At 64.9% G+C, this 24,912-nt stretch carries 22 protein-coding genes; 9 read left to right on the top strand and 13 right to left on the bottom strand.

The features are described from left to right. Position 1: 1 nt before the first annotated feature. From groL to AAE027_RS08570, 5 genes are all read right to left on the bottom strand, one after another. Entirely contained in the window at positions 2–1,627 is a 1,626-nt protein-coding gene (gene groL / locus AAE027_RS08590; RefSeq protein WP_370986220.1) for a chaperonin GroEL, read from the bottom strand. 717 nt (positions 1,628–2,344) lie between these two features. Next, the gene (locus AAE027_RS08585) at positions 2,345–3,370 is read right to left on the bottom strand and encodes an alpha/beta hydrolase (protein ID WP_370986218.1); all 1,026 of its coding nucleotides are present in this window, start codon (positions 3,368–3,370) and stop codon (positions 2,345–2,347) included. A gap of 127 nt (positions 3,371–3,497) precedes the next feature. After that, on the bottom strand, positions 3,498–3,929 hold the full coding sequence (locus AAE027_RS08580) for a hypothetical protein (protein WP_091896991.1): 432 nt from the start codon (positions 3,927–3,929) through the stop codon (positions 3,498–3,500). 37 nt (positions 3,930–3,966) lie between these two features. After that, complete coding sequence (locus tag AAE027_RS08575) at positions 3,967–4,263, bottom strand: HigA family addiction module antitoxin (protein WP_370986217.1); 297 nt, start codon at positions 4,261–4,263, stop codon at positions 3,967–3,969. Positions 4,264–4,303: 40 nt separating this feature from the next. Further along, on the bottom strand, positions 4,304–4,588 hold the full coding sequence (locus AAE027_RS08570) for a type II toxin-antitoxin system RelE/ParE family toxin (protein ID WP_091896996.1): 285 nt from the start codon (positions 4,586–4,588) through the stop codon (positions 4,304–4,306). Positions 4,589–5,430: 842 nt separating this feature from the next. On the opposite strand from AAE027_RS08570, the gene AAE027_RS08565 reads away from it, so the two are divergent. Both AAE027_RS08565 and AAE027_RS08560 read left to right on the top strand, forming a co-directional pair. After that, the gene (locus AAE027_RS08565; protein WP_370986216.1) at positions 5,431–6,921 is read left to right on the top strand and encodes an amidohydrolase family protein; all 1,491 of its coding nucleotides are present in this window, start codon (positions 5,431–5,433) and stop codon (positions 6,919–6,921) included. Positions 6,922–6,924: 3 nt separating this feature from the next. Then, on the top strand, positions 6,925–7,854 hold the full coding sequence (locus tag AAE027_RS08560; RefSeq protein WP_370986215.1) for a CobW family GTP-binding protein: 930 nt from the start codon (positions 6,925–6,927) through the stop codon (positions 7,852–7,854). 15 nt (positions 7,855–7,869) lie between these two features. Here the strand turns inward: AAE027_RS08560 and AAE027_RS08555 are convergent, their stop codons facing one another. The 3 genes from AAE027_RS08555 to AAE027_RS08545 form a co-directional block, all read right to left on the bottom strand. Then, positions 7,870–8,265: a GFA family protein gene (locus AAE027_RS08555; protein ID WP_091881155.1), complete on the bottom strand. Its 396-nt coding sequence runs from the start codon at positions 8,263–8,265 to the stop codon at positions 7,870–7,872. Position 8,266: 1 nt separating this feature from the next. Next, on the bottom strand, positions 8,267–8,638 hold the full coding sequence (locus tag AAE027_RS08550; RefSeq protein WP_370986214.1) for a hypothetical protein: 372 nt from the start codon (positions 8,636–8,638) through the stop codon (positions 8,267–8,269). Between the two features lie 102 nt (positions 8,639–8,740). Next, a complete protein-coding gene (locus AAE027_RS08545) occupies positions 8,741–9,118 on the bottom strand; it encodes a tautomerase family protein (protein WP_091881150.1) in 378 nt (125 codons plus the stop codon). Between the two features lie 173 nt (positions 9,119–9,291). On the opposite strand from AAE027_RS08545, the gene AAE027_RS08540 reads away from it, so the two are divergent. After that, positions 9,292–9,891: a TetR/AcrR family transcriptional regulator gene (locus AAE027_RS08540; protein WP_091881148.1), complete on the top strand. Its 600-nt coding sequence runs from the start codon at positions 9,292–9,294 to the stop codon at positions 9,889–9,891. Positions 9,892–10,135: 244 nt separating this feature from the next. Here AAE027_RS08540 and AAE027_RS08535 read toward each other — a convergent pair whose 3' ends face one another. Both AAE027_RS08535 and AAE027_RS08530 read right to left on the bottom strand, forming a co-directional pair. Further along, positions 10,136–10,609 carry a hypothetical protein gene (locus AAE027_RS08535; protein WP_370986213.1) on the bottom strand — a complete coding sequence of 158 codons (474 nt, stop codon included), beginning with the start codon at positions 10,607–10,609 and terminating at the stop codon, positions 10,136–10,138. Between the two features lie 11 nt (positions 10,610–10,620). Next, positions 10,621–11,121, bottom strand: coding sequence for a hypothetical protein (locus AAE027_RS08530; protein WP_370986212.1), 501 nt, complete (start codon positions 11,119–11,121; stop codon positions 10,621–10,623). Between the two features lie 358 nt (positions 11,122–11,479). Here AAE027_RS08530 and AAE027_RS08525 point away from each other — a divergent pair, with 358 nt between their 5' ends. The 3 genes from AAE027_RS08525 to AAE027_RS08515 all read left to right on the top strand — a co-directional run bounded on the left by AAE027_RS08525 (position 11,480) and on the right by AAE027_RS08515 (position 18,635). Beyond that, positions 11,480–13,162 (top strand): methyl-accepting chemotaxis protein, encoded by a 1,683-nt coding sequence (locus tag AAE027_RS08525; protein WP_370986211.1) that lies wholly within the window; start codon positions 11,480–11,482, stop codon positions 13,160–13,162. A 193-nt stretch (positions 13,163–13,355) separates the two neighbouring features. Beyond that, positions 13,356–16,661, top strand: a complete 3,306-nt coding sequence (locus tag AAE027_RS08520; RefSeq protein ID WP_370986210.1) for an acetyl-CoA carboxylase family protein — start codon at positions 13,356–13,358, stop codon at positions 16,659–16,661. 108 nt (positions 16,662–16,769) lie between these two features. Next, positions 16,770–18,635: a sigma-54-dependent Fis family transcriptional regulator gene (locus AAE027_RS08515; RefSeq protein ID WP_370986209.1), complete on the top strand. Its 1,866-nt coding sequence runs from the start codon at positions 16,770–16,772 to the stop codon at positions 18,633–18,635. A 339-nt stretch (positions 18,636–18,974) separates the two neighbouring features. Here the strand turns inward: AAE027_RS08515 and AAE027_RS08510 are convergent, their stop codons facing one another. Together AAE027_RS08510 and AAE027_RS08505 are read right to left on the bottom strand one after the other, a co-directional pair. Beyond that, positions 18,975–19,529 carry a flavin reductase family protein gene (locus AAE027_RS08510; RefSeq protein ID WP_370986507.1) on the bottom strand — a complete coding sequence of 185 codons (555 nt, stop codon included), beginning with the start codon at positions 19,527–19,529 and terminating at the stop codon, positions 18,975–18,977. A 56-nt stretch (positions 19,530–19,585) separates the two neighbouring features. Then, positions 19,586–20,683, bottom strand: coding sequence for an LLM class flavin-dependent oxidoreductase (locus AAE027_RS08505; RefSeq protein WP_128941523.1), 1,098 nt, complete (start codon positions 20,681–20,683; stop codon positions 19,586–19,588). Positions 20,684–20,900: 217 nt separating this feature from the next. Here AAE027_RS08505 and AAE027_RS08500 point away from each other — a divergent pair, with 217 nt between their 5' ends. From AAE027_RS08500 to poxB, 3 genes are all read left to right on the top strand, one after another. After that, positions 20,901–21,830, top strand: coding sequence for a 2-dehydro-3-deoxygalactonokinase (locus AAE027_RS08500; RefSeq protein ID WP_370986208.1), 930 nt, complete (start codon positions 20,901–20,903; stop codon positions 21,828–21,830). Between the two features lies 1 nt (position 21,831). Beyond that, positions 21,832–22,464, top strand: coding sequence for a 2-dehydro-3-deoxy-6-phosphogalactonate aldolase (locus tag AAE027_RS08495; protein ID WP_370986207.1), 633 nt, complete (start codon positions 21,832–21,834; stop codon positions 22,462–22,464). 107 nt (positions 22,465–22,571) lie between these two features. Next, positions 22,572–24,308 carry a ubiquinone-dependent pyruvate dehydrogenase gene (poxB, locus tag AAE027_RS08490; protein ID WP_370986206.1) on the top strand — a complete coding sequence of 579 codons (1,737 nt, stop codon included), beginning with the start codon at positions 22,572–22,574 and terminating at the stop codon, positions 24,306–24,308. 211 nt (positions 24,309–24,519) lie between these two features. On the opposite strand, the gene AAE027_RS08485 is transcribed toward poxB, so the two are convergent. Then, positions 24,520–24,885, bottom strand: coding sequence for a hypothetical protein (locus tag AAE027_RS08485; RefSeq protein ID WP_370986205.1), 366 nt, complete (start codon positions 24,883–24,885; stop codon positions 24,520–24,522). Positions 24,886–24,912: the final 27 nt, after the last annotated feature.

Here is a 24,912-nt window from a genome sequence, read left to right as displayed (position 1 = left end):
GTCAGAAATCCATTGGCGGCATGCCCGGCGCATGCGTCTCGGCCTTCTTCGGCTTTTCGGCGACCAGCGCTTCCGTCGTGATCAGGAGCGCGGCGATGGAGGAGGCATCCTGCAACGCGGTACGCACGACCTTGGCGGGGTCGATCACGCCGGCCTTCACCATGTCCTGATATTCGCCGGTTGCAGCATTGAACCCCCAATTGTAGTTGTCGTTCTCAAGCACCTTGTTGACGACCAGCGAGCCCTCTTCACCCGCGTTCTCCGCGATCTGGCATGCTGGCATCCGCAGCGCGCGACGCACGATCTCGACGCCTGCCTTCTGATCGGCATTTGCCGTCCTCATGCCCTTGAGCGCCTTCTGCGCTCGCAGCAGGGCGACGCCGCCGCCGGGAAGGATGCCTTCCTCGACCGCTGCGCGCGTTGCATGATGCGCGTCGTCGACGCGGTCCTTGCGCTCTTTGACCTCGACCTCGGTTGCGCCGCCGACGCGGATCACCGCGACCCCGCCGGCAAGCTTCGCCAAACGCTCCTGGAGTTTCTCGCGGTCGTAGTCAGAGGTGGTCTCCTCGATCTGCACCTTGATCTGCGTCGTGCGCGCTTCAATGTCCTTTTTCGCGCCGGCGCCGTCGACGATGGTCGTGCTCTCCTTATCGACCACGACCTTCTTGGCGCGCCCGAGCATGTCGAGCGTGACATTCTCGAGCTTGATGCCGATATCTTCGGAGATCGCGATGCCGCCGGTCAGGATCGCAATGTCTTCCAACATCGCCTTGCGGCGATCGCCAAAACCCGGCGCCTTCACCGCGGCGACCTTCAAGCCGCCACGCAGCTTGTTGACCAGGAGCGTTGCGAGCGCTTCGCCTTCGACATCCTCCGCGACGATCAGAAGCGGCTTGGCCGATTGCGCCACCGCCTCCAGGAGCGGAAGCAGGGTCTGCAGTACAGACAGCTTCTTCTCGTGGATCAGCAGATAGACGTCCTCGAGCTCGACGCGCATCTTTTCGGCATTGGTGGCGAAATAGGGCGAGATGTAGCCACGGTCGAACTGCATGCCTTCGACGATTTCGAGCTCGGTGCTGAGGCTCTTTGCCTCTTCCACCGTAATGACGCCCTCATTGCCGACCTTCTTCATGGCGTCGGCGAGGAACTTGCCTATCTCGGCGTCGCCATTCGCCGAGATGGTGGCGACCTGAGCGATCTCCTCGTTAGCCGTCACCTTCCTGGCATGAGACTTCAGGTCATGCACGATCGCGTCCGTCGCAAGATCGATGCCGCGCTTGAGGTCCATCGGATTCATGCCTGCGGCGACCGACTTGGCGCCTTCCTTGACAATGGCTTCTGCGAGCACGGTTGCGGTCGTGGTGCCGTCGCCCGCGATATCGCTGGTCCTGGACGCCACCTCGCGCACCATCTGGGCGCCCATGTTCTCGAACCTGTCCTCAAGCTCGATCTCCTTGGCGACGGTGATACCGTCCTTGGTGATACGCGGCGCGCCGAACGATCTTTCGATCACCACATTGCGCCCCTTGGGACCGAGCGTGACCTTGACGGCATTCGCCAGCGTATCAATGCCCCGCAGCATCCGTTCGCGCGCTTCGGTCGCGAATTTCAGATCCTTGGCAACCATGATGCGAACCTCCCTTCACTCCTCCCCTTAAGCTGAGCAAGCGGTCTCAGGTCGCCTTCAATCAGGAGCCGTCGCCCTTGACCGTCCGTCGGCTACGTCTGGATTATACAGCAATTTCAATTATATAGGAGTTCGCATTTTTGTTCTGATTGGAGCGCCATTTCTCGAAACCAACCTTCCTCTGATTTCGATTGATTGTTCCGCCCGCCGGGTGAACCCGTGGCATTGGCGGTCAGTATCCGGGCCGACAATTGTATCCGGCGGCGCAAGGGTCCGCCTGGGCCCAAGTCCGGCGAGCCATCGATACGGCGCGTCCGTCAGCATCCCCTGGCGATGTCGTTCAGGTCCGAGTAGCCCCAGACCTTGTGACTCTTTCCGGTGGGGTCCAGTGGGCAAGCATGTGTTTCCTCTAATTTCTCCCCAGCCTCATCACCCGCCACGCGAGAGGAACTTGCAGCGTTCAACTCGATTCCTCGGGGCTGTAACCTGCCAGCGAACCGAAAGGTCCCGCCGCTTCGATCGCGACACGATGGCGCAGGGGGGCGGTCCGGCTCCGCGGGGATCGTCTTCTCAGCGCTTGTTGCCCGCGCGGCTAGTCTCCCATGGAGCGGCGCGCTCAGAGAGTTCAATCATTGCCGCCACCGGCCGTTTTTCCGTTGGAGCCGCAACGAGCGTGCGCAGGAGCAAGCTTTCGCTTCGCTCGGCGCAGGCGCTCCCTTACGCGGTCGTGCCGTCGATCGAGCGGCGGATCACCCGCTGCACTTCCGCATTCGACAGAAACAGGTCGTGGTTGATGATGCCCCAGCCTTCCTGCGAGGCATCGACCACGCGCACGCCGAGCCGCGCGATGGCAGCCTTCTCGGCGGCGCCGACCCTGGTCATTCCGCCTGCGATCTGTCCCGACAGCGCTAATGCGCGATCGTTGGTCGAGGCAATCACGGTGATCTTGCCGGTCAGCGGACCGATGCGCTGGATCGACGACGAGAACACGTCCATGTCGATATCAGGCGAGGCAAACACCACCGCGCCGATCTTGCTCGTGACGGTGTCGCCATATCGGGCATAGAGCTGACGCAGGCTTTCGAGCGTCAGCATGGTTCCCATGCTGTGCGCAACGATGTGCACGCGGCCGCCGGTTGGACTCGATACGAGCGCGGAGAGCACGCGTTCGAAAGCGTCGCGGGACCACATCGCGCTGTCGCGGTCATAGGCATAGTCGAACAGTCCGGCCTTGGAGGGCCAGGAGAACACCATGGTCCGGCCGCGAAACTTGATCCCATCGGAGAGATGGGCGGCATCCAGCACGGCCGTCTCGAATGTCTGCTTGAAGCCGTGCACATAGATCAGCACGTCCCCTGCGCCGGCCTGCGCAGCGAGATCGCCGGCCTCGGCCGACACCGGTTCGATCCGATCAAGGCGCCAATCGTCAAGTCCAACCGAGGCGAGAGAAAGTCGGCTCTCGTCCGGGGCCACCAGCTTCGCCCGCGCGACCGTCATGCTCGTCGCGCGGTCCGGTCCGAACCAGGGTTTCGCGCGACCGCCGTTCACGGGCTTGCGCGTGGTGGTGACAAGCAATGTGGGGTCAACGGAAAGAGACGACGCGTCGAAGCGCGCGCCGGTCGCACCCAAGCCGGCGCATCCGCCGAGCGCGAGGGCACTCCCTGCCGACACAAGTCCGCCGAGGAGAGCGCGGCGCGAAACAGAACGACCGGAGTCGCTTTGCAGAAGACGTCGGACGATCACACGGAACCTTTGGGAACTTTGCCCACCGTAACGCCGCCCCGCCTAGCTCCCTGAATGACAATGGGGGCAAGAAGACGGCGGAGTAGCGTCGCGGTTGCGTAGACATAGTGTCCGAACGAGCGCCAGGTCAGTCGATGATTTCGATCGAATGTAGCGTGCACCAATCGCGCAACGCCTGCTTCGTCGCCTCATTCTCGTAGGCATGCCAGCGATCGATCGCGCGGCGTCTGGCGAGCAAGGACTTGAATTTCGGATAGGCGCCCCGCTTGCTGAAGAAATAGCGGACATCGTCGAAATCATCCGGCAGGAACTCGCGGACGAAAGCCAGCACCAGGGGCTTGCCGAGGCCGAGATCTCGTTTGTCCGGGAGCGCGAGAAATTTCTCCTCGTCGTCGATGTCATCAGGCAGTTCGTCGTTGAACTCTGCTGCGTCCATGAAATCTGTTTGATAATAGATCTTCCCGGTCTGCCTGCAGACGAAGGCGCGGAATTCCCCCATGTCGCCGTTGGTGTTGGCGAACTCGAAGGCTGTGGTGATGTCTTCGAATTTCACGGGCATTGGCTTTGGTCGCTACATCATCGCAACTGCAGCACTCTCAAACCGCCTCATAAGACGCGATCTTCTTGATCTGAGGTGCGAGCACGTCCTCCGCCGTTTCGAGGTCGAAGCGAGTCTGAATGTTCATCCAGAACGCGGCGCCTGTCTTGAAGAACTTTCCCAGCCGCAGCGCGGTGTCGGCCGTGACGGATTTTTCTTCGCGCGCAATGCGTTCGATTCGGGTGCGCGGCACGTTCAGAGCGGCCGCGACCGCGTAGGGCGTCAGCTTGAGCGGAACGAGAAATTCTTCACGCAGGATTTCGCCGGGATGAATCGGCGGAAGTTTCCTTGCCATCTGCGAACTCCTTTTGGCTAGCCACAATCGGCCTGTCGGACTAATGATAGTCCATGATCTCGACATCTTCGGGGCCCGCGTCCGTCCATCTGAACACGATCCGCCATTGATCGTTGATGCGAATCGAGTACTTCCCCGCCAGCTTCCCCTTGAGAGCTTCGAGGCGGTTGCCGGGAGGTGATCTCAGGGCGTCGAGAAAGTCGGCAGCGTCCACCATGATGAGTTTTCGGCGGGCGATCTTTGCGAGGTCCGCCGGAAAACCTTTCGGAATCGTGCGGCCCTTAAGGATCGGCTCGGCGAACTTCCCCTTGAAGCTCTGGATCATGTCAATACGTATCTTGTCGGGATACGTAATTCAAGGCCTTCGTATCTCGTTGGGATACTAAGGGCAGTTGCCGCGCTCCGCGGAAGCTGGCCGAAAGGATCGGCTCGGCTCTCGGGCGAAACACCAGTGTCAAGTCGCTCTGTCAAAAATATTCCACTTTACCGAAATTCGGATTTGTCGTATGTGTCGGCCCATCCCAGCCCACCATAGGGGCGGTCGTACGTCGTCACGAACGCGGGTTGGGGGTTGCGGTGGACGCGGGCGGCGTTAAGGCGGCTTCGAGCATGCAGGGCGGGATGAACCTCGTGAGCATGGCGCGAACTCGCGAAGACGGACGGCGCCCATGTCCGGCGAAGCCTCTTGGCGAAGCCGGATGGCCTGCGTACGGCGAAACCGTGTGGTCCTGGCCGTCGTTGCTACGGTCAAGCCTTCGCGAAGGCGTCATCGCGTCAACCGGCGCGCTGCCGTGCATTTCGCGGAGGTGAGGGAGGCCAGAAGGAACTCGGCTCCCGGGAGAGCGCGGCATAGGCCTTCAAACCATCGCGCAGGGAAGGCCTGGTTTCGGCTGCCCTGTGTCTCCCCTGTGCGTTGCGTGTGCATTCGTTCAGCGCAGGGGTCTTATGGGTGCCAGCCGGCGCCCGGCCTTCCCTGCGCCCTTTCTTAGAGAGGGTGCGAAGAGAAGAGCACAGCTCGGGCAAAACATGCCGCGAGGCTGCGAACGCGCGTCTGCGGTCTGCCTGCCAAATGATCTTCCGTGTGAGCATGATGCATCGGCCGCAGTGGAGGTGGTCGTTGCCCCCGGAATCTGCCTTGATGCGATATCAGCGCGGAGGAGTTTTGATATGAGCGGCTTGGTGATTTCTGGCGGCCGGGTGGTGGATCCCGCCAGCGGCATGGATGCCGTTGGCGATGTGGCGGTGGTGGACGGCAAGATCGCCGCGGTCGGCTCCTCGCTCGGCGGCGCCGAGCGGGTGATCGACGCCACCGGCCTCGTGGTCGCGCCCGGCTTCATTGATCTGCATGCACATGGCCAGTCGCTCCCGGCCGACCGCATGCAGGCGTTCGATGGCGTGACGACGACGCTCGACCTCGAGGCCGGGGTGCTGCCGGTCGCATCCTGGTATGAACGCCAGGCCAGGAAGGGGCGGGTGCTGAACTACGGCGCCGCCGCCAACTGGGCGTTTGCGCGCATCGGCGCGATGACGGGCTCCAATGCGGAGAGTTCGCTGGAGGCGTTCGGCAATGCCATGCGCGACCGCCGCTGGATCGAGAACGTCGCGACCGATGCGGAGGTCGCCGGCATCCTCGAGCGCCTTTCGCGCGGCCTCAACGAAGGCGGCATCGGCATCGGCATTTTGAACGCCTACGCCCCTGGCGCCGGCGTGCAGGAGCTGACCGCGGTCTGCCAACTCGCCGCCGCAAAGGACGTGCCGACCTTCACCCACGTCGCCTTCATGTCGCGCATCGACCCTGAGAGCGCGGCGGAAGCCTATATCCGCCTGATCGGCTATGCCGGCGCCACCGGCGCGCACATGCACATCTGCCATTTCAATTCGTCAAGCAAGACCGACATCGAGCGCTGCCGCGTGCTGGTCGAGAAGGCGCAGGCGCAGGGCCTGCCCATCACGGTCGAGGCCTATCCTTACGGCACCGGATCGACCGTGCTGGCCGCCGCCTTCTTCAGCGATCCCGAATTCGTCGAGCGCAACGGCACCGGCTACGATTCCGTCCAACGCGTCACCGACGGCCATCGCTTCCGCGACCGCGAGGAGCTGCTCAAGGCGCAGGCCGAAGAGCCGTCCTCGCTGGTGCTCTGGCACATCCTCGACACCGAGAACAATGCGCATCACCGCGACCTGCTCGACATGTCGGTGCTCTATCCCGGCGGCGCGATCGCGTCCGACGCGATGCCGTGGACGCTGCCCGACGGCTCGACCTACACCGGCGATGCCTGGCCGTTGCCGAATGACGCCACCTCGCATCCGCGCTCGGCGGGCTGCTTCACAAAGTTCATCCGCGAATGGGTGCGCGAGCGCAAGGCCGTGTCACTGCTCGAAGGCGTGCGCAAATGCGCGCTGATTCCCGCGGAGATCTTGTCGCAGAGCACGCCCGCGATGCGCGCCAAGGGCAGGCTCGCGAAGGACGCGGACGCCGACATCGTCGTGTTCGACTACGAGAAGCTCTCGGATCGCGCGACCTTCACGGCGATGAACCGCCCCTCCGAGGGCGTGCGGCACCTGCTCGTCAGCGGCCAGGTGCTGATCAGTGACGGCGTGCTTGACGTGGCGGCGCGGCCCGGCCGCCCCGTGCGCCGGCCCGTCGTCGGGAGCTGATCCATGCCGGTCCCCATCCTCCTGGTGACGGGCTTTCTGGGGGCGGGCAAGACCACGGTCGTGAACCGTCTGCTGGCGCACGCGGACGGGCGACGCATCGCCGCCGTGGTCAACGATTTCGGCGCGATCAATATCGATGCGGAGCTGATCGCCGGTGCCAGCGACGGCGTGGTCAGCCTCGCCAATGGCTGCATCTGCTGCTCGCTCGAAGGCGATCTCTTGCGTACGCTCTCGACGCTGCTGCGGCGTGATCCCAAGCCGGACTACATCGTCATCGAAACCAGCGGCGTCGCCGATCCCGCCGACATCGTGCGCAATCTCATGGACCCGGTGATCCTGCGCGAAGCGCCGCTCGAAACCGTGCTCTGCGTGCTGGACGCGACGGCGCCGCCGGCGGCCCTGGAGGATGCGCTCCAGCGGTCGCAGCTGCGGGTCGCCGATATCGTGGTGCTGAGCAAGCTGGATCTGGCTAACGAGGGCGCGGGGCTAGGGATGCGCGCGGCGATCCGCGCCCAGCGCATCCCTGCCGTGGTGGTCGATGCGACCCACGGCGAGCTTCCGTCCGCGCTGCTGTTTCCCGCGAATGTCGATCGCGCGCCCGCGCCGCGCGAGGTGGCGCCGCGACGGCCGGTGGAAGAGCGCTTCGAGACACTGAGCTGGACATCGGACCAGCCCATCTCGTTGCCCCGCTTGCAGCAGGCCATTAGCCGCCTTGCGCCAAAGCTCGCGCGCGCCAAAGGCCTGTTCGAGACCGTCGAGCAGCCCGGCCGCATGATGGTGTTTCAGTTCGCCGCCGGCCGCGCCACGCTAGCGCCGGGCGATGCGCCGACGCCGGGCGCGGCGCGGACGCGGATCGTCTTCATCGCCGAGCTCGGTGTCCTCTCCAAGGCGGAGCTCGATGAAATTATGGAGGCGTGCGTTGCGGCGGTGTGAAGCCTGCGCGCCGTCTCAATCCTCCACCGGCAATCCGTCCCCGTGGACATACCATGCCGCACGGGATGCCCACTGTACGTGTCGGTCGGGCGTCGCACCCAGCATCTCGTCAAATGCGCCGGCATGGATGATCGCCTCGCGCCCGCTGCGTGTGAGGTGCGGCATCGGGCTGCCGCAAATCTTGCAGAACGCGGTCGCGAAGCTTCGCGCATTGGGCAGATCGAAGCGCACGACGGATGCTTCACCACGCAGCCATCGCAGTGCTTGCGCCTTCACGATCACCTCGCAGGAATGCGCGGTCCCGGTCGCCTTGCGGCAGCGCGAGCAATGGCAGTTGAGGAAGCGGTCAAACGGACCCTCGACCTCGAACGCGACTTCGCCGCAGAGGCAGCTTCCCCGGAACGCCATCATCTCACTCAACCTCCGGCTCAGCCGGCTTCTCGGCCGTCTCGTCCGCATGGACCGGGGGCGCGCCATGCGCGCCGCGCAGCCGGATCATGGTGTCGATCACGTCCACCTCGATCTTCAGCATGTCGAGATTGTGCGTCATCTCGCGGACCTCCTGGCCCTTGCGCGCCAGTTCCTCCGACACGTCGACCGCCATCTTGCGTTCGGTCACGTTGCCTTGCGTGTTGACGAAAAGCTTTGCGCGCATCCATTCGAGTCGTGCCCGCTGGGTGTCGCGCTCGAACTTTTTCTCCGCGTAGCGACGCCGCGCCTCCGCATAGGCGCCAATCAGCGCCGTTTCCGGCAAGCTCCACAATTGCTCGATCGACATGGTCATGCCGTTCAGGTCCCGGGTTCGGCTCGGCGGAGTCTTCCTCCGCAGCCTATCAGACCCTTCCGGCCGGCAATTCTCAAGAGGGCGTCGGCAGATCCGGCAAACTCACGCGAATTGTGCGATTCCGTTTCCGACGGACCAGTTCTCCTTGGGCGCATCGAGCACGTTCACGAAAACGTCCTCGGGGCGGATGCCGGGATTTTCGCCGAGCAGGTCCGCGATCCGGCGATACAGCGCCGTCTTCTGCTCGGCGGTGCGCGAGGCGAACACGGTGATCTGGATCAGCACGGCGTCATCGCTGCGCTGGACGCCGTAGGCGTTGCCGCAGCGGAAGTTCGCGGGCTCGAGCTCACTGATGGTCATGAATTGGTCGCCCTCGGGCACGTTCAGCGCCTCGCGCATGGCGCGGTAGAGGCCGTCGAGGATCGCCTGCCGGTAGGCTTCCGGCTTGCCGGCGCGCATCGAGATGTGGAGCAGAGGCATCGGGATTCCACTTTTGCTTTCCGGCGCGACCGCCTGCTTGCGGGCCGGTCCAGGGAGGAAGCTGGCGATCGACCTCGATCTGTTTTTGACGTAGTGTCAAAAAAGCACGTTCTTGACATCATGTCAAATACTGCCGGTTCATTCAGGACCGGGCAGTCCAGGAGGATCGCCATTTGAGACCGCGCGAGTTCGACCACGACGACGTCCTGCGCATCGCGTTCGACCAGTTCTGGCGCAAGGGTGTGCGCGGCACGTCGCTGTCGGACATCGCGCGTGACGCCGGCGTCCAGCGCGGCAGCCTCTACAATGCGTTCGGCAGCAAGGAGGCGCTGTTCCTCCAGGCCTATGAGCGCTATTCGGGCGATTATCTCGTCGCCCTGCAAAAGGCGCTCGGCGCGGGCTCATTGCGCAAACGCCTCACCGCGTTCTTCGACCTGACCATCAGCAACTTCCGCTCGGGCTCTCCGCCGCGGGGATGTCCGACCACGCGTGGCTTGATGGAGCTCGGCGCGGCCGAAGACGAAGGGCTGGATGAAGAGGCGCGTCAAGCTTTTGCAAGCCTTGTCTCGCGCATCACTGCTCTGGTCCAGGACACGTTGTTGGCCGGCGCCGAACGTGGCGAGTTCAGTGGCAACCCCGCCACCGCAGCCCTACACATCGTCACGATGACGCGTGGACTCGCCGTGCTCGAACGCGCGTTCGGCGACGAGCCGCAATTGCGCAAGATCGCCGCCCACACGATCGACCTCGTGCTGGGCAAGAAGGGCGCCTAAAGCAGATCCGGAAAAGTGCGCAGCGGTTTTCCGAAAAGATCATGCTCAAACAACAACCTAAAGCGCGATGACGATTCATCCTAATCTCATCGCGCTTTGGGTGGACATGCGAGAAACAACGATCCCAGCGATGATCGCGCTGGGATCGTCTGGAGGTTTCATGGAAGGCGTCGAGCTCCGGCCTCTCCACGGCGATGTTGATACCGCAAGGCTGCTGCGGATGCGACTAGAACCCGTCAAAGTGTCAGCACAACGCGAGCGCGTTGACCGCGCGTGTCGCGGCATCCTCCTTGCCGGAGCCGACGAACTGGCAAACCATGGACTCGAGCTCGCCCGGTTGCTTGCGGCGGGCGACCGCCAGCAACCGCATCAGCTCCGTCTCGTCCTTCGACAGCCGCCGGCAGGACGGCGGCATGAAGCACAGCTCGCATGGCCGGCCGCTGCGCAGGATCCTGACCAGCGCGGCAGCCCGCGCCACCAGCAACGCGCTGTCAGCAATGTCAGGAGTCTCGTCGGCGAAGCGGTAGGCTGCTTCCCAGCAATCGGATGCGCCGGTCGCATACGCCGCCCCGATGAAGCGGAACAACGACAGCGCGACGCGGGAAAACTGATCGTAGCTCTCGACGCTTGGTGGCGTCGAAAGTACGGCCTGGAGCGGACAGAGCCGCGATTGGCCCGCCTTCGGGACTGGCACGGAGCCGCTCGCGTCCTGTATCATCGACGATCCCATCAGTGCAGCGCGGGACTGCCCACAAACCAGCTTTTCATGGCCATCGTCCGATCATGCTCGAATGAGCGGACGTGCCGGTCGGGTAGGATGAGACCCGCCATGCGGAAGATCGTTGCAAGCCCGCACACCGGCGCCAGCGCCCAATCGGCCCCGACCGGCGGCAGCCAGCACTCGAACTGCTCGCGCGCGACGTCGATGCGTTCCTGCTGGGCCGCGGCAATCGCCCGCAGGATTCCGTGCTCGCTGTCGGACATGCGCGGACAGGTGGGGCAGTGCACTTCGATCGCCGTATGCGCCGTGCACGCGAAGATCTCGATGATGGATTCCAGCGAGGGTACGGCATCGCCGACGCGAAAATGGTCGTACACTTGCTTGATATCGGCCGCGGTCGGGACGGCGCCTCCGCTGCGTGCTTTGGCCCGAAATCCCCAGATGAAGAGCCGCTCCGCCGCGCTCAGCGCGGGAAGGTCGAGGGACCAGGTGTATGTCGATTGATGCATTGAGGCTCCGGCGTTCGGCTGCGCTCACGCCACGGTTGGCGTTGATGATCTGCGCCGATCGTTCTGCCAGAGCCCTCTGCAAGTCAACGCTCGGAGGGGCGATATCGAGGTCTTCTAGATCTAAAGAGCCTGTCTCCGGCCTTGTCTCGAACTATTCCAATGCAGGGAGGCGTCGACGAATTCCAACCCTCTCCAGCGACGTCCACGACGGCGGGGGATCGAGGTCGCAGGTGGCCGCCGGATGAACGGCGCGCCATCCTCACGCAGTTCTACGGGGCTGGGAATCCAATGCTTAAAGCTTTGCTAAGGGGAACGGGATAAACTGACATATCAGCCCTTCCAATTCTTGCGAGCACCGATGGTTTTCTCCCGCATCAGTTTCAAGCTGGTCCTGATTGTCGGCATCAGCCTCCTCGGCATGGTCGCGCTGGCGCCGATCGCGCTGTCGACCCTGCGCGCGCAGATGATCGCCGACCGCCAGGCCAAGACGCAGCACATGGTCGATATCGGCTACAGCATCCTGGCGCACTACCAGAAGCTCGAGAGCGAAGGAAAACTCTCGCGCGAGCAGGCCCAGGCCGGTGCAATGGGAGAAATCAAGAGCCTGCGCTACGACAAGGTCGAGTATTTCTGGATCAATGACATGGCCCCCAAAATGGTCATGCACCCGATCAAGCCCGAGCTCGACGGCAAGGACCTTTCCGGGATGAAGGATCCCGCCGGCAACGCGCTGTTCATGGGCTTCGTTGACGTCGTCAACAAGCATGGCGCGGGCTTCTACGGCTACCTCTGGCCGAAGCCCGGTTTCGACCAGCCGGTCGGGAAAATCTCCTATGTGAAGGGCTTTGCGCCCTGGGGCTGGATCATCGGCACCGGCATCTATCTCGACGACGTCGACGCTGCCTTCCGCCAGAATGCGATGACGTTCGGCTATATATGCCTCGCTGTGCTGATCCTGGTTCTCGGCGCCTCCTTCCTGATCGGGCGAAGCGTCACCCGGCCGCTGACCAGGATCACCGCGCTGACCGAGCGCCTCGCCGCCGGCGATAGCGCGTTCGACGTGCCCTACACCGATCGCCGCGACGAGGTTGGCGGGCTCGCCAAGGCGCTCGCCGTATTCAAGGACAATGCGTCGGCGGTCAGCCGGATGCATGCCGAGCAGCAGGAGCTAAAGCAGAAGGCCGACGACGAGAAGCGCAGGGCGATGGCCGATCTTGCCGGCAAGTTCGAGGCGAGCGTCCAGGCCGTCGTGCGCGACGTCTTCAACGAGGCGCGCGCGATGCAGCAGGCCGCGCAGGGCATGTCGGAGACCGCGAACAAGGCGACCGACCGCGCGAGCTTCGTCGCCACCGCCTGCCAGCAGGCCTCGAGCAACGTGCAGACGGTCGCCTCCGCCGCCGGCGAGCTGTCGTCTTCGATCACCGAAATCAGCCAGCGCGTCGCGCAGGCTGCCAGCGTGGCCGACAAGGCCGCCGCCGACGGTCAGCGCACCAACGACACCGTGCAGGGGCTGGCCGCGGCCGCGCATAAGATCGGCGAGGTCATCGATCTCATCAACCAGATCGCCTCGCAGACCAATCTGCTCGCGCTCAACGCCACCATCGAGGCGGCGCGGGCGGGCGAAGCCGGCAAGGGCTTTGCGGTGGTCGCGAGCGAAGTGAAATCGCTGGCGAGCCAGACCGCGAAGGCGACCGACGAGATCGGCGCGCAGATCACCGCTATCCAGGCCGAGACCAACGAGGTCGTCGGCAACATCGAGAGCATCCGTGCCACCATCATGGAGGTCAACGAGATCTCCTCGTCGATCGCCGCCGCGGTCGAGGAGCAGGGCGCCGCGACCCAGGCGATCGCGCGCAACGTGCAGGAGGCAGCGTCCGGCACCGATCAGGTCTCGCAAAACATCTCCGGCGTCACCGATGCCACGGCCGAAACCGGCCAGGCCGCCGGCCTCGTACTGCAATTGAGCGGCCGGCTGACGCAGAAGCTGCAATCGCTCGAAGACGAGGTCGGCGCCTTCGTTGCGGGCGTTCGGGCGGCCTGATCGTCGCCGATCTGTCTGCCGTGACGTGGATTATTCGCCTCGTTGCGGCGCGCGTTGCGGATCGAAATTCCGGCCTGCGGGAGCGGTCATCGCGACCGGCTTTCCCGCTCTTGACGGCTGCGGTTAAAGTGAAGAAGCAGGATCATCGAACCTGCCGACCCGCGCCTGGCGTCGCGGGCATGGAGACCGTTGCATGTCGTTCAAGAAGCTCCTGATCGCCAACCGCGGCGAGATCGCCATCCGCGTCGCGCGCGCCGCGGCCGATGCCGGCATCGCGACGGTTGCGATCCATCCCGCCGACGATGCGCTGTCGCTGCATGTGCGAGTTGCCGACGAGGCGGTCGAAATTCCCGGCCGCGGTGCGCGGGCCTATCTCGACATCGACGCGGTGGTGAAGGCGGCGAAAGCCGCCGGTTGCGATGCCGTGCATCCCGGCTACGGCTTCCTCAGCGAGAACGCCGCGTTCGCAAAAGCCTGCGCTGACGCAGGCATCGCTTTCGTCGGGCCGAAGCCCGCGGCGCTCGAGCTGTTCGGCGACAAGGTTGCGGCACGGCAACTGGCAAAACGCTGCGGTGTGCCGATCATCGCGGGCACCAGCGGACCATCCTCGCTGGAGGAGATCACGGCGTTCTTCGCCTCGCTCGGCGGCAAGGCGGCGATCGTGATCAAGGCGATGGCCGGCGGTGGTGGACGCGGCATGCGTGTCGTGGAGGATGCCGCCGATCTCGTGGAAGCCTATGCGCGCTGCCAGTCGGAGGCGAAGGCGGCATTCGGCTTCGACGGCGTCTACGCCGAGCGGCTGATCCGGCAGGCGCGCCACATCGAGGTGCAGATCATCGGCGACCGCCACGGCGTGATCTCCCACCTCTGGGAGCGCGAATGCACCATCCAGCGCCGGCACCAGAAGCTGGTCGAGGTGGCCCCGAGCCCCTCGCTGAGCGATCCTTTGCGTGGTCGCATCATCGAGGCGGCGAAGCAGCTCGCCGCGGCCGTCTCTTACGACAATCTCGGCACGTTCGAGTTCCTGGTCGATGGCAGCGCCGACGACAGCTTTGCCTTCATCGAGGCCAATCCGCGGCTCCAGGTCGAGCACACCGTCACTGAGGAAGTGCTCGGCCTCGACCTTGTTCGCGCCCAGCTCGCGGTCGCCGCAGGTGCGACACTCGCTTCGATCGGCTTTGCGCAAGGGGATATTCCGAAGCCGCGCGGCCATGCCATGCAGCTTCGTGTCAACATGGAGACGCTGGACGAAACGGGGGCGACGCATCCGACCGGCGGCGTCCTCGCCGTGTTCGAACCGCCATCGGGGCCCGGCGTCCGCGTCGATAGCTTTGGCTATGCCGGCTATAAGACCAGCGCGGCGTTCGACTCGCTGCTGGCCAAGGTCATTGTGCACACGCCGAGCGCGGCCTGGCACGACGTGGTCGCAAAAGCCTCGCGCGTCCTGCGCGAGTTCCGGATCGACGGCGTCGTCACCAACATCGCCTTCCTTCAGGCCGTGCTGGTGCATCCCGATTTCAGGACCAACCACATCGCGACCGATTTCATCGATCGCAACATCGCAAAGCTCGTGGAAGCGGCCGATGGCGCCGCCAAGCCGCTCTACTTTGCTGCAACCGAGCGAAGCAGCGCTCACGGCACCGAGGCGCATGTCGCGCAAGTCGTGCCTGAAGGTGCGGTGATGGTCGCGGCGCCCTTGCAGGGAACCATCGTCACTATCCAGGTGAAGGAAGGCGAGATCGTCCGCCCCGGCCAGCAGCTCGCCGTGATCGAGTCCATGAAGATGGAGCATCTGGTCATGGCCGAACAGGGCGGCCGCGTCATGAAGCTCGTTGCCGGCGACGGCGTCACGCTGATGCATGGTGAGCCGATCCTGTATCTGGAGCCGCTCGACGTCGCGGCCGATAGCACGGCGGCGGAAGCCGACATCGATCTCGATCACATCCGTCCCGATCTTGCCGAACTGATCGCGCGCCAGGCCAACACGCTCGATGCGAACCGGCCGGCCTCGGTCGAGCGCCGCCGCAACACCAACCAGCGCACCGCGCGCGAGAACGTCGCCCAGCTCGTCGATGACGGCTCGTTCATGGAGTACGGCAGCCTCGCCATCGCGGCGCAGCGCCGCCGGCGCAAGCTCGACGACCTCATCAAGAACACGCCGGCCGACGGCCTCGTCATGGGCGTTGCGACCGTCAACGCCGAAAAGTTCGATCCCGAGAGCGCGCGCTGCATCGTTGTGGCCTATGACTACACCGTGCTCGCGGGCACGCAGGGCCACATGAACCACAAGAAGATCGACCGCATGCTGACGCTGGCGGAAGACTGGCGTGTGCCCTTGGTGTTTTACGCCGAGGGCGGCGGGGGCCGGCCCGGCGACACCGACCGGCTCGGCATGACCGGACTTGACGGCCCGTCCTTCGTGCAGTTCGCAAGGCTGTCCGGCCTCGTGCCCGTGGTCGGTGTCGTCTCCGGCTATTGCTTCGCCGGCAATGCCGCGATGCTCGGCTGCTGCGATGTCATCATCGCCACCAAGAACGCCTCGATCGGCATGGGCGGCCCCGCCATGATCGAGGGCGGCGGGCTCGGCGTCTATCATCCCGCCGAGGTCGGCCCGGTCTCGTTCCAGTCCCCGAACGGCGTCATCGACATCCTCGTCGAGGACGAGGAGGAGGCGACGGCCGTCGCCCAGAAATACCTGTCTTATTTCCAGGGCGCGGTGACGGAGTGGCAGGCCGCCGACCAGCGCCTGCTCCGCCGCGCGATTCCCGAGAACCGTCTTCGCGTCTACGACATCCGCAGCGTGATCGACCTCGTCGCCGACAAGGACTCCGTGCTGGAGCTGCGCCGCGACTATGGCGTCGGCATGATCACCGTGCTGATCCGCATCGAAGGCAAGCCGTTCGGCCTGATCGCCAACAATCCGCGCCATCTCGGTGGTGCGATCGATGCCGATGCCGGCGACAAGGCCGCGCGCTTCCTCCAGCTCTGCGACGCCTTCGACTTACCCGTCGTCTCGCTTTGCGACACGCCTGGGTTCATGGTCGGGCCGGAAGCGGAGAAGACCGCGATCGTCCGTCACGTCTCGCGCATGTTCGTGACCGGCGCCAGCCTCACCGTGCCGCTGTTCGGCATCGTGCTGCGCAAGGGGTATGGCCTCGGTGCGCAGTCGATGATCGGCGGCGGCTTCCACGCCTCGTTCTTCACCGCGGCCTGGCCGACCGGCGAGTTCGGCGGCATGGGGCTGGAGGGTTATGTCCGCCTCGGCTTCCGCAAGGAGATGGAGGCGATCGCCGATCCCGAGGAGCGCGAGACCTACTACCGCAACAAGGTCGCCGAGCTCTACGCCAACGGCAAGGCGGTCTCGATCGCCTCGGTGTTCGAGATCGACAACGTCATCGACCCCGCCGAGACGCGGCGCTGGATCATGGCGGGCTTGCGCTCGGTGCCGAAGCCGCCGCCGCGGACGGGCAAGAAGCGACCGTGCATCGATACGTGGTGAGGGCGGTGCAGCAATTTTGACTGCGCCGCGTGCGTTCCCGGTTCCCGATTGACTTCCCCGCCTCCGGTGCCAGACTTTGCACAATAGTACAGGGTGGAGACGTCCGCGATGGCCAGCCTTTCGGCCTCGAACCATGTCGCCCGGGTCTTGTCCGTCGCCAATCGCGTGGCCGACGTCGATGCCTCTTCGCGGATTGCCAATTCCTGGCGGCGCTGCTTGGTCAATCACAAGCTCGATCCGGCCCGCCGCGGGCCGCCCCAGACGTTGACCGAAGCCGAAATCCGGCATGCCGCCGAACCGATGGAGCAGCTGATCAGGCTCGCGACGCCGGAGCTCGAAAACCTCGCGCGGGTCCTGCGAGAGGCCGGCTATTGCGTCAATCTGGCGGACCCCAGCGCAACAGCTCTGCTCAGCTGGCTGCCCGGCGCCGCCGATGCCGACATCTTCCTGCACTGGGGGGTCTATACCGGCTCGAATTTCTCGGAAAGCTTCGAGGGGACCAACGGGCTCGGCACCGCGCTCGCGGAAGAGAAACCGATCCTGGTGCATCGCGACGAACATTTTCGCGAGCAATGGGGTATCTTCTCCTGTGCGGTGGCGCCGCTGTTCGATTCCACCGGCCGCATCGCGGGTGCGGTGAACATCACCTCGTGCCGCGGCGATCTCAGCCGCACCGCGCATCAGCTTGCACTCGCAGTCACGATGGAGGCGACGCGCCGCATCGAAGGCGCGATCTTCCGCGATCACTTCCGTGACGCTTGGATCGCGCACGTGCCGGGAGGTGACGGCGGCAACGGCCTGCTCGCCTATGACGAGGACCGGCGCGTCGTCGGCGCCTGCCGTTCGGCGCGCGCCCTGCTCGGCCTCACCGATGGCACGATCGCATCCGGCATCGATCTGTCGCGCTACATCGAGGTCGACCGTGAGGGCGTGCGTGGCGCGGAGGATGTTGTCGAGCTGCGTCGTGCCGACGGCCGTGCCGTGGGCCGGGGCCGTATCGCGCCGCCGCTGCGCGCAAGGTCGTCGACGCGCCCGCTTGCACCGCGCGGCGATGGCCCGGTCGATCGCTTCGTCATGTTGCACCGGCTTGCCGGTGGCGACCCCGGACTGATCAGAAGCGTGAAACGGCTGAGGCGCATCGGCGACCACAATCTGCCGGTGCTGCTGCATGGCGAGACCGGCGTCGGCAAGGACGTGTTCGCGCGCGCCATTCACGCCGCGAGCAGCCGCGCGCGCAACAATTATGTCGCGCTGAACTGCGCGGCGATGCCGGAAAGCCTGATCGACGCCGAGCTGTTCGGGTACGAGGCCGGGGCCTTCACCGGCGCGCGGCGCGAGGGCTCGAAGGGCCTGATCGTGCAGGCCGATGGCGGCACGCTGTTCCTGGACGAAATCGGCGACATGCCGGTCGCGCTCCAGACCCGCCTGTTGCGCGTGCTGGAAAACCGTGAGGTCTGGCCGCTCGGCGCGCTCAAGCCTGTCGCCGTCGACATCCGCCTGATCAGCGCCACGCATCGCGATCTCGGCCGCATGGCCGAGGAGGGAGGCTTTCGCGCCGATCTCTATTTCCGCCTCCGCGGCATGGAGGTGCGATTACCGGCCTTGCGCGAGCGCGCCGACCGCGACGATGTCATCCGCCAGATCGCGCGCGAGGAGGCGCCGAACTGCCGCCTCGCGGAGGAAGCCTGGTCACATCTCGTGGCCTATCCGTTCCCCGGCAACATGCGCCAGCTCCGCCATGTGCTGCGGCTCGCCGGCTGCACCGCGGAAGACGGTGTCATCACCGATGCCGATCTCGATTTGCCGCCGTTCGGAAGGACGGAGCCGAATCTCGAAGCGGCCGAGCGCGCCACGATCGTCGACGCGTTGCGCAAGCACGGCGGCCGCGTCTCGGAAGCAGCACGCGCATTGAAACTCAGCCGCGCCACGCTGTATCGCAAGATCAAGGCGATGAAGATCGACACGGCGCAGTAGCTTTCAATCGCGTGCGTCGAGCGTTCTTCCCCTCTCCCCTTGTGGGAGAGGGTGGCCCGCCGCGATAGCGGCGAGACGGGTGAGGGGTCTCTATCCGCGAGTCCGGAATCGTAGGATGGGCAAAGGCGCACTTGCGCCGTGCCCACGATCGATCCAGCTCTGCAACAGAAGCGGTGGGCACGCTTCGCTTTGCCCACCCTACGATATCTGTGTTCGCGGATAGATACCCCTCATCCGGCGCCATAGCCGATGCGAAGCATCGGCGTTCTCAAGAACGGCGGCCGAGGGCCGCCTACGCCACCTTCTCCCACAAGGGGAGAAGGGAAGAGGGCAGCGCCCTTACGAAAAATCCGTCCAGCTCAGATGCCGCGAATCGAGGTCGCCGACTGTAACTGTCTCGCGGATTTCGTGGGGTGTATGAAAACTGCTGCGCAAGTACACCAGCGGCGTGGCCGTCGCCGCATGCGACACGCCGCGTACTTCGCCGACGAAGATCGAATGCGTCTTGGTCTCGAACTCCTGCGCCAGCACGCAATCGAATGCCGCGACCGCGTCCGTCAGCACCGGCGCGCCGGTCTCGCCGCGCGTCCATTGTCCGAATGCGAAGCGGTCGTCGCCGTTGACGCCTTTCTGGCCGCTGAAAGTCAGCGCCAGCAGGGCGTGATCCTCGTGCAGGAAGTTGATCGCAAAGGCGCCTTCCTCGCGGATGCGCCCATGCGCGCTGGCGTTGCGGTTGACGCAGACGATCAGCGAGGGCGGATTGTCGGAGAGCGAGCAGGCCGAGGTCACGGTCAGTCCGGTGCGCTTGCCGTGCTCGGCGCCAACCGTCACCAGCGCGACCGCGCCGGCGCAATGGCGCATCGCCTGCTTGAAATCCTTGGCGTCGACCGTCACGCGGAAATCTCCGAAATGATGCAGGTGCGGCACGATCGCGCCGCACCCGCTGCGGGTCAAGCTGCCTTCTTCGCGGAGCCGAGATGCGCCAGGCGCGGCATCACCTCGTTCTTCAGCAGCGACAGCGAGTGGTGCCAGGCTTCCGCCTTGTGCTTGTAGTCGAAGCCGAACACCAGCAGCACGCCGAAGCCGCCGACCTCGTCGTAGATCTTCTCGATCTTCTCGGCGACAGTCGCGGGCGAGCCGACGATCCAGTTCCGCTTGGCGCAATATTCGACCGTGACGTCGCTGTCGGGCACGTCGGGCGCGTGCTTCAGATAGTCCTTGAAGCCGAAATGGCCGAGCAGCGGCAGGAAGTACTCGTGCATCATCCGGCCCATCATGTCGCCGGTCGAGAGCTTCCAGGCCTCCTCATCGGTGTCGGCGACGAACACCTCGCGCACCAGCCGCCAGTCCTGCCGGTTCGGTTTGCGTCCAGTCTTGGCGGCGCCGATCTCGACCGAATCCCAATGGCTCGAGACATAGGCCGGGTTGAGATTGAGGCTCATCGGAATGAAGCCGCGCTCGCCGGCGAGCTTCAACGTGTCTGAATTCTTGGAGAGCCCGGCGACGCCGATCGGCGGATGCGGCGCCTGGAGCGGCTTGATGTGGGGCTTGAGGAAGTCGAACATCGTGTCCGGCTTGGTCACCGTCCAGAACTTGCCCTTATGGGTGAAGGGCGCAGGTTCAGTCCACAGCTTCAGGATGATCTCCAGCGCTTCGCGCGTCATGTCGCGGTTCTGCCCGCTCATGCCGTCGACGTTGAACATCGCCCAGTCGCTCGGCAGCCCGCTTGCCGCGACGCCGAAATTGAGCCGGCCCTCGGAGAGATGGTCCAGCATCGCGACGCGGTTGGCGAGCTCGGCCGGGTGGTGATAGGGCAAGAGGAAGCCGCCCGGTCCGATGCGAAGCTTCTTGGTCTGCATCAGCGCCTGCGCGATCAGGAGATCCGGCGTCGGGTTGGGTTCCCAGGGCGCGGTGTGGTGCTCGCCGACCCAGGCTTCCTGATAGCCGAGCTCGTCGAGCCAGCGCATGACCTGCAAGTCCCAGTCGTTCCCTTCCTTCAGGCCGCACTCCGGCGGATGCGAAGGCATCGTGAAATAACCGATCTCCATGGTTTCCTCATCTGATGTTGACGCGTCTTGGTGCGCGGTTCGCGGACGTGAGTGGGGACGCTTCAGCAAGCGGTGTGCCAGCGCGGGCGACGCCGCGGACCCGCGAGAAAAGGCTGGTTTACGGCGGCAATAGCCGATATCCCGGGACGGATTTGCAAGGCGCTGTCTCATTGTCGCGAGACGGCGTCTTGGCCGTGAGACGAGGACGAGAATTGAGATGACCGAACCCGCCTATGTCGCGGTGGACTGGGGCACCAGCAGCTTCCGGCTCTGGCTGATCGATCGTGCCGGCCAGGTGCTGGCGGAACGCCGCAGCGGCGAGGGCATGCTGGCTGCGGCCAAGACCGGTTTTCCCGCCGTGCTGCATTCGCATCTTGCGGCGGTCGAAGCTCCGGATCATCTGCCTGTTCTCGTGTGCGGCATGGCCGGCGCCAAAACGGGTTGGGTCGAGGCCGGCTATGTCGACACGCCGGCGCCACTTGCCGCCATCCTGAAGCAGGCCGCGCTTGTGCCGGGCGAGGCGCGCGATATCCGCATCCTGCCGGGCATCGCGCAGCGCGATGCAAACGCGCCGGACGTCATGCGCGGCGAGGAGACGCAATTGCTCGGTGCGCTCGGCCTCGATGCCGCCGGCGAGGCGCTGGTCTGCATGCCCGGCACCCATTCGAAATGGGTCCGCGTGAAGGATGGCATTGTCGAGCACTTTTCGACGTTCATGACCGGCGAGCTCTTCAGCGTCGTCTCGCGCGAGACCATCCTGTCGCTCGCGGTCGCCGGCGCCGATGATGCCGAGGATGTCGCAAGCTTCAAAGCGGCGGTGATTGCAGCGTTCAAGGCGCCGGCTTTCGCCGCCAATCTTCTGTTCACCGCGCGGTCGCGGCAGCTCTTGTTCGGCGGCACGCCGGCCGCAGCGCGTGAAGCGCTGTCGGGCACGTTGATCGGCGTCGAGCTGGCAGCAGGGCTCTCCGGTCCACTGCCGAAAGCAGGCGTCATGTTGCTCGCATCGGGTCGCCTTGCAACGCTATACCGGCTGGCTTTCGACGCACTGTCGGTCACCGTGCAGCCGATCGATGCCGATGAAGCCGTCCGCCGCGGCCTGTCGATGGCGGCTGCGGCGATCTGGACGAAATATAAGAAGGACTCTTGAGATGAGCGTTCCCTTTCCGCCGATGAAGCGTCCGCTGGTCGCGATCCTGCGCGGCGTCAAGCCCGAGGAAGCCGAGGCGATCGTCGGCGTGCTGATCGAGGCCGGCATGACCGCGATCGAGATCCCGCTGAACTCGCCCGATCCGTTCCGCTCGATCGGCACCGCCGTGAAGCTCGCGCCGGCCGGCGTGCTGATCGGCGCCGGCACGGTGCTGACGGCTCAGGATGTCGATCGTCTCAACGACGTCGGCGGCAAGCTGATGGTCTCGCCGAATGTCGATACCGCGGTGCTGGCGCGCGCGCACCAGCACGGCATGGTGACGATGCCGGGCGTGTTCTCGCCGACCGAGGCATTGCTGGCGGCGCGCTCCGGCGCCTCAAGCCTGAAGTTCTTTCCGGCGAGCGTGCTCGGCGCGTCCGGCATTGCGGCGATCCGTGCCGTGCTGCCGGCCGGCGTGATGATCGCCGCCGTTGGTGGTGTCTCCGATCAGAATTTTGCCGAGTACATCAAGGGCGGCGTGACGGCGTTCGGGCTCGGCTCCAGCCTTTACAAGCCCGGCATGTCGGCCGCCGATGTCGCCGCGCGCGCGAAGGCGACGATCACAGCCTACGATCGGGCGATTGTGAAAGAGTGAGCCGGAACAGATACGCGGTGATCGTGTCATAGCTTATTGTGCCTCACGGCATCGCAATCGATGCCTGCACATCGTGTGCATGTGATTGGCTGAAGCAGGAGACCGACATGGCGATCAACAATGTGGCCGATCTGTTCGTGGCAACGCTCGAACAGGCCGGCGTCAAGCGCATCTACGGCATCGTCGGCGACAGCCTGAACGCATTTACCGAGGCGCTGCGCCGTCGCGGCACCATCGAGTGGATCCATGTCCGGCACGAAGAGGTTGCGGCGTTCGCCGCCGCCGGCGAAGCCGAGATGACGGGCAGCCTTGCGGTGTGTGCCGGCTCCTGCGGCCCGGGCAATCTGCATCTGATCAACGGCCTGTTCGACGCGCATCGCAGCCGCGTTCCTGTGCTCGCAATCGCGGCGCAGATCCCCTCAGCCGAGATCGGCGGCGGCTATTTCCAGGAAACGCATCCGCAAAACCTGTTCCGCGAGTGCAGCCATTATTGCGAGCTGGTCTCCGACCCGAGCCAGCTTCCTTACGTGCTGGAGAATGCAATCCGTGCCGCGGTGGGCCTGCGCGGTGTCGCCGTCGTCGCCATGCCCGGCGATGTCGCTTTCCGCAGCCCGCCGAAGCGCGCGCTGTCGACGACGCGCGGGCTCGCGCTGGCAGCGCCGAAGGTCATGCCGCAGGCCGATGAGTTGAAGGCGCTCGCGGATCTCCTGAACGGCGCCGAGCGCATCGCGCTGTTCTGCGGCCGCGGCTGCGCCGGCGCGCACGCGCCGCTGATGCAGCTTGCGGAGACCCTGAAGAGCCCGATCGTGCATGCGCTCGGCGGCAAGGAGCATGTCGAACACGACAACCCCTACGACGTCGGCATGACCGGCTTCATCGGCTTCTCCTCGGGCTATGCGGCGATGCACGCCTGCGACGCGCTGGTGATGCTCGGCACAGATTTCCCCTACAAGCAGTTCTTTCCGACCGACTGCCAGATCGCGCAGATCGACATCAGGCCGGACAATCTGGGACGGCGCTGCAAGATCGATCTTGGCCTCGTCGGCGACGTCAAGCTCACCATCGAGGCGCTGCTGCCGCTATTGAAGACCAAAACGCAGCGCAAGCATCTCGACGATGCCATCGCGCACTACAAGAAGGCCCGCGAAGGGCTGGACTCGCTTGCGAAGGGCACACCCGGCAGCAAGCCGATCCATCCGCAGTATCTTGCAAAAGTCATCAGCGACCATGCGTCCGACGACGCCGTGTTCACCGCCGATGTCGGCACGCCCACGGTGTGGGCCGCGCGCTATCTCGACATGAACGGCCGCCGCCGGCTGATCGGCTCCTTCGTGCACGGCTCGATGGCCAACGCCATGCCGCAGGCGATCGGCGCGCAGGCTGCACAGCCCGGCCGCCAGGTGATCTCGCTGTCGGGCGACGGCGGCTTCACCATGCTGATGGGCGACCTGATCACGCTGACGCAGATGAAGCTGCCGGTGAAGGTGATCGTGTTCAACAACGGCGTGCTCGGCTTCGTCGCGCTGGAGATGAAGGCCGCGGGCTTCGTCGACACCAATGTCGATCTGGAGAACCCTGATTTCGCCGCGATGGCGCGTGCGATGGGCGTCTTTGCGAAGCGCGTCGAGGATCCGGGCGAACTCCCGGGCGCGATGAAGGAGGTGTTGGCCCATAACGGGCCGGCGCTGCTCGACGTCGTCACCGCCAAGCAGGAGCTGTCGATGCCGCCGACCATCACGCCGGAGCAAATCAAGGGCTTTAGTTTGTGGGTGCTGCGCGCCGTGATGAACGGCCGCGGCGACGAGGTGCTCGACCTCGCGAAGACGAATCTGTTGCCGCGCTGAAGTGCGGCGAAGTTGGGCAAGCAAATGCGAGCCACGAACGCGGTTCACCTCTCCCGAAGGGAGAGGTCGGATCGCATCGAAAGATGCGATCCGAGTGAGGGGCTACAGTCTCATCGTTTGCTGCGGCCCCTCACCCGGATTGCACTGGACGATGCTCCGCATCGCCAGGCGCAATCCGACCTCTCCCCGTCGGGGAGAGGTGGGAATCGCGCTAGCCCCGCTTCATCGAGGGCGCGGGCATCCGCTCGTGGCGGCGCTGGAAGCGCTGCCAGTGCAGCACGACGCCGATCAGCAGCGCCGGCACGAAGCCGAGCATGATCAAGAAATGCGGCAACTCCTTCGGCGAGATGAAGGCGATCGCGATGTCCGAGATCAGCCAGAGCGCCGCGAACATCACCGCAAAATCCGTGCGCGGGCAGCGCAGGTAGTAGAACACGGCGGTGACGACGATGGCGGGCCCGATCGCAATGGCGATCATCACCGCCGTCAGTTCCTTCGGCGTCAGCGCGTCGAGCACCATCGAGGCCAGCAGCCAGAGTGCGGCGAACATGGCGACGATGTCGAGCGGATGCCGCAATCCAATACCTCTCGCGGGGACGCGCTA

Origin of the sequence: Bradyrhizobium sp. DN3, assembly GCF_041357655.1 — a bacterium.
In the GTDB taxonomy this organism is placed as follows: Bacteria; Pseudomonadota; Alphaproteobacteria; order Rhizobiales; family Xanthobacteraceae; genus Bradyrhizobium.
The sequence above is the reverse complement of the archived record's forward strand: the minus strand, read 5'-3'. Positions and strand labels throughout refer to the sequence as shown.

Bases quoted from the DNA above. Each gene is read 5' to 3' on its own strand.
- AAE027_RS08535 (WP_370986213.1), bottom strand. From the start codon at position 10,609: ATGATACAGGACGCGAGCGGCTCCGTGCCAGTCCCGAAGGCGGGCCAA.
- AAE027_RS08580 (WP_091896991.1), bottom strand. From the start codon at position 3,929: ATGCCCGTGAAATTCGAAGACATCACCACAGCCTTCGAGTTCGCCAAC.
- groL (WP_370986220.1), bottom strand. From the start codon at position 1,627: ATGGTTGCCAAGGATCTGAAATTCGCGACCGAAGCGCGCGAACGGATG.
- AAE027_RS08505 (WP_128941523.1), bottom strand. From the start codon at position 20,683: ATGGAGATCGGTTATTTCACGATGCCTTCGCATCCGCCGGAGTGCGGC.
- AAE027_RS08575 (WP_370986217.1), bottom strand. From the start codon at position 4,263: ATGGCAAGGAAACTTCCGCCGATTCATCCCGGCGAAATCCTGCGTGAA.
- AAE027_RS08520 (WP_370986210.1), top strand. From the start codon at position 13,356: ATGTCGTTCAAGAAGCTCCTGATCGCCAACCGCGGCGAGATCGCCATC.
- AAE027_RS08530 (WP_370986212.1), bottom strand. From the start codon at position 11,121: ATGCATCAATCGACATACACCTGGTCCCTCGACCTTCCCGCGCTGAGC.
- AAE027_RS08555 (WP_091881155.1), bottom strand. From the start codon at position 8,265: ATGATGGCGTTCCGGGGAAGCTGCCTCTGCGGCGAAGTCGCGTTCGAG.
- poxB (WP_370986206.1), top strand. From the start codon at position 22,572: ATGGCGATCAACAATGTGGCCGATCTGTTCGTGGCAACGCTCGAACAG.
- AAE027_RS08495 (WP_370986207.1), top strand. From the start codon at position 21,832: ATGAGCGTTCCCTTTCCGCCGATGAAGCGTCCGCTGGTCGCGATCCTG.
- AAE027_RS08550 (WP_370986214.1), bottom strand. From the start codon at position 8,638: ATGACCATGTCGATCGAGCAATTGTGGAGCTTGCCGGAAACGGCGCTG.
- AAE027_RS08545 (WP_091881150.1), bottom strand. From the start codon at position 9,118: ATGCCTCTGCTCCACATCTCGATGCGCGCCGGCAAGCCGGAAGCCTAC.
- AAE027_RS08560 (WP_370986215.1), top strand. From the start codon at position 6,925: ATGCCGGTCCCCATCCTCCTGGTGACGGGCTTTCTGGGGGCGGGCAAG.
- AAE027_RS08565 (WP_370986216.1), top strand. From the start codon at position 5,431: ATGAGCGGCTTGGTGATTTCTGGCGGCCGGGTGGTGGATCCCGCCAGC.
- AAE027_RS08525 (WP_370986211.1), top strand. From the start codon at position 11,480: ATGGTTTTCTCCCGCATCAGTTTCAAGCTGGTCCTGATTGTCGGCATC.
- AAE027_RS08515 (WP_370986209.1), top strand. From the start codon at position 16,770: ATGGCCAGCCTTTCGGCCTCGAACCATGTCGCCCGGGTCTTGTCCGTC.
- AAE027_RS08570 (WP_091896996.1), bottom strand. From the start codon at position 4,588: ATGATCCAGAGCTTCAAGGGGAAGTTCGCCGAGCCGATCCTTAAGGGC.
- AAE027_RS08500 (WP_370986208.1), top strand. From the start codon at position 20,901: ATGACCGAACCCGCCTATGTCGCGGTGGACTGGGGCACCAGCAGCTTC.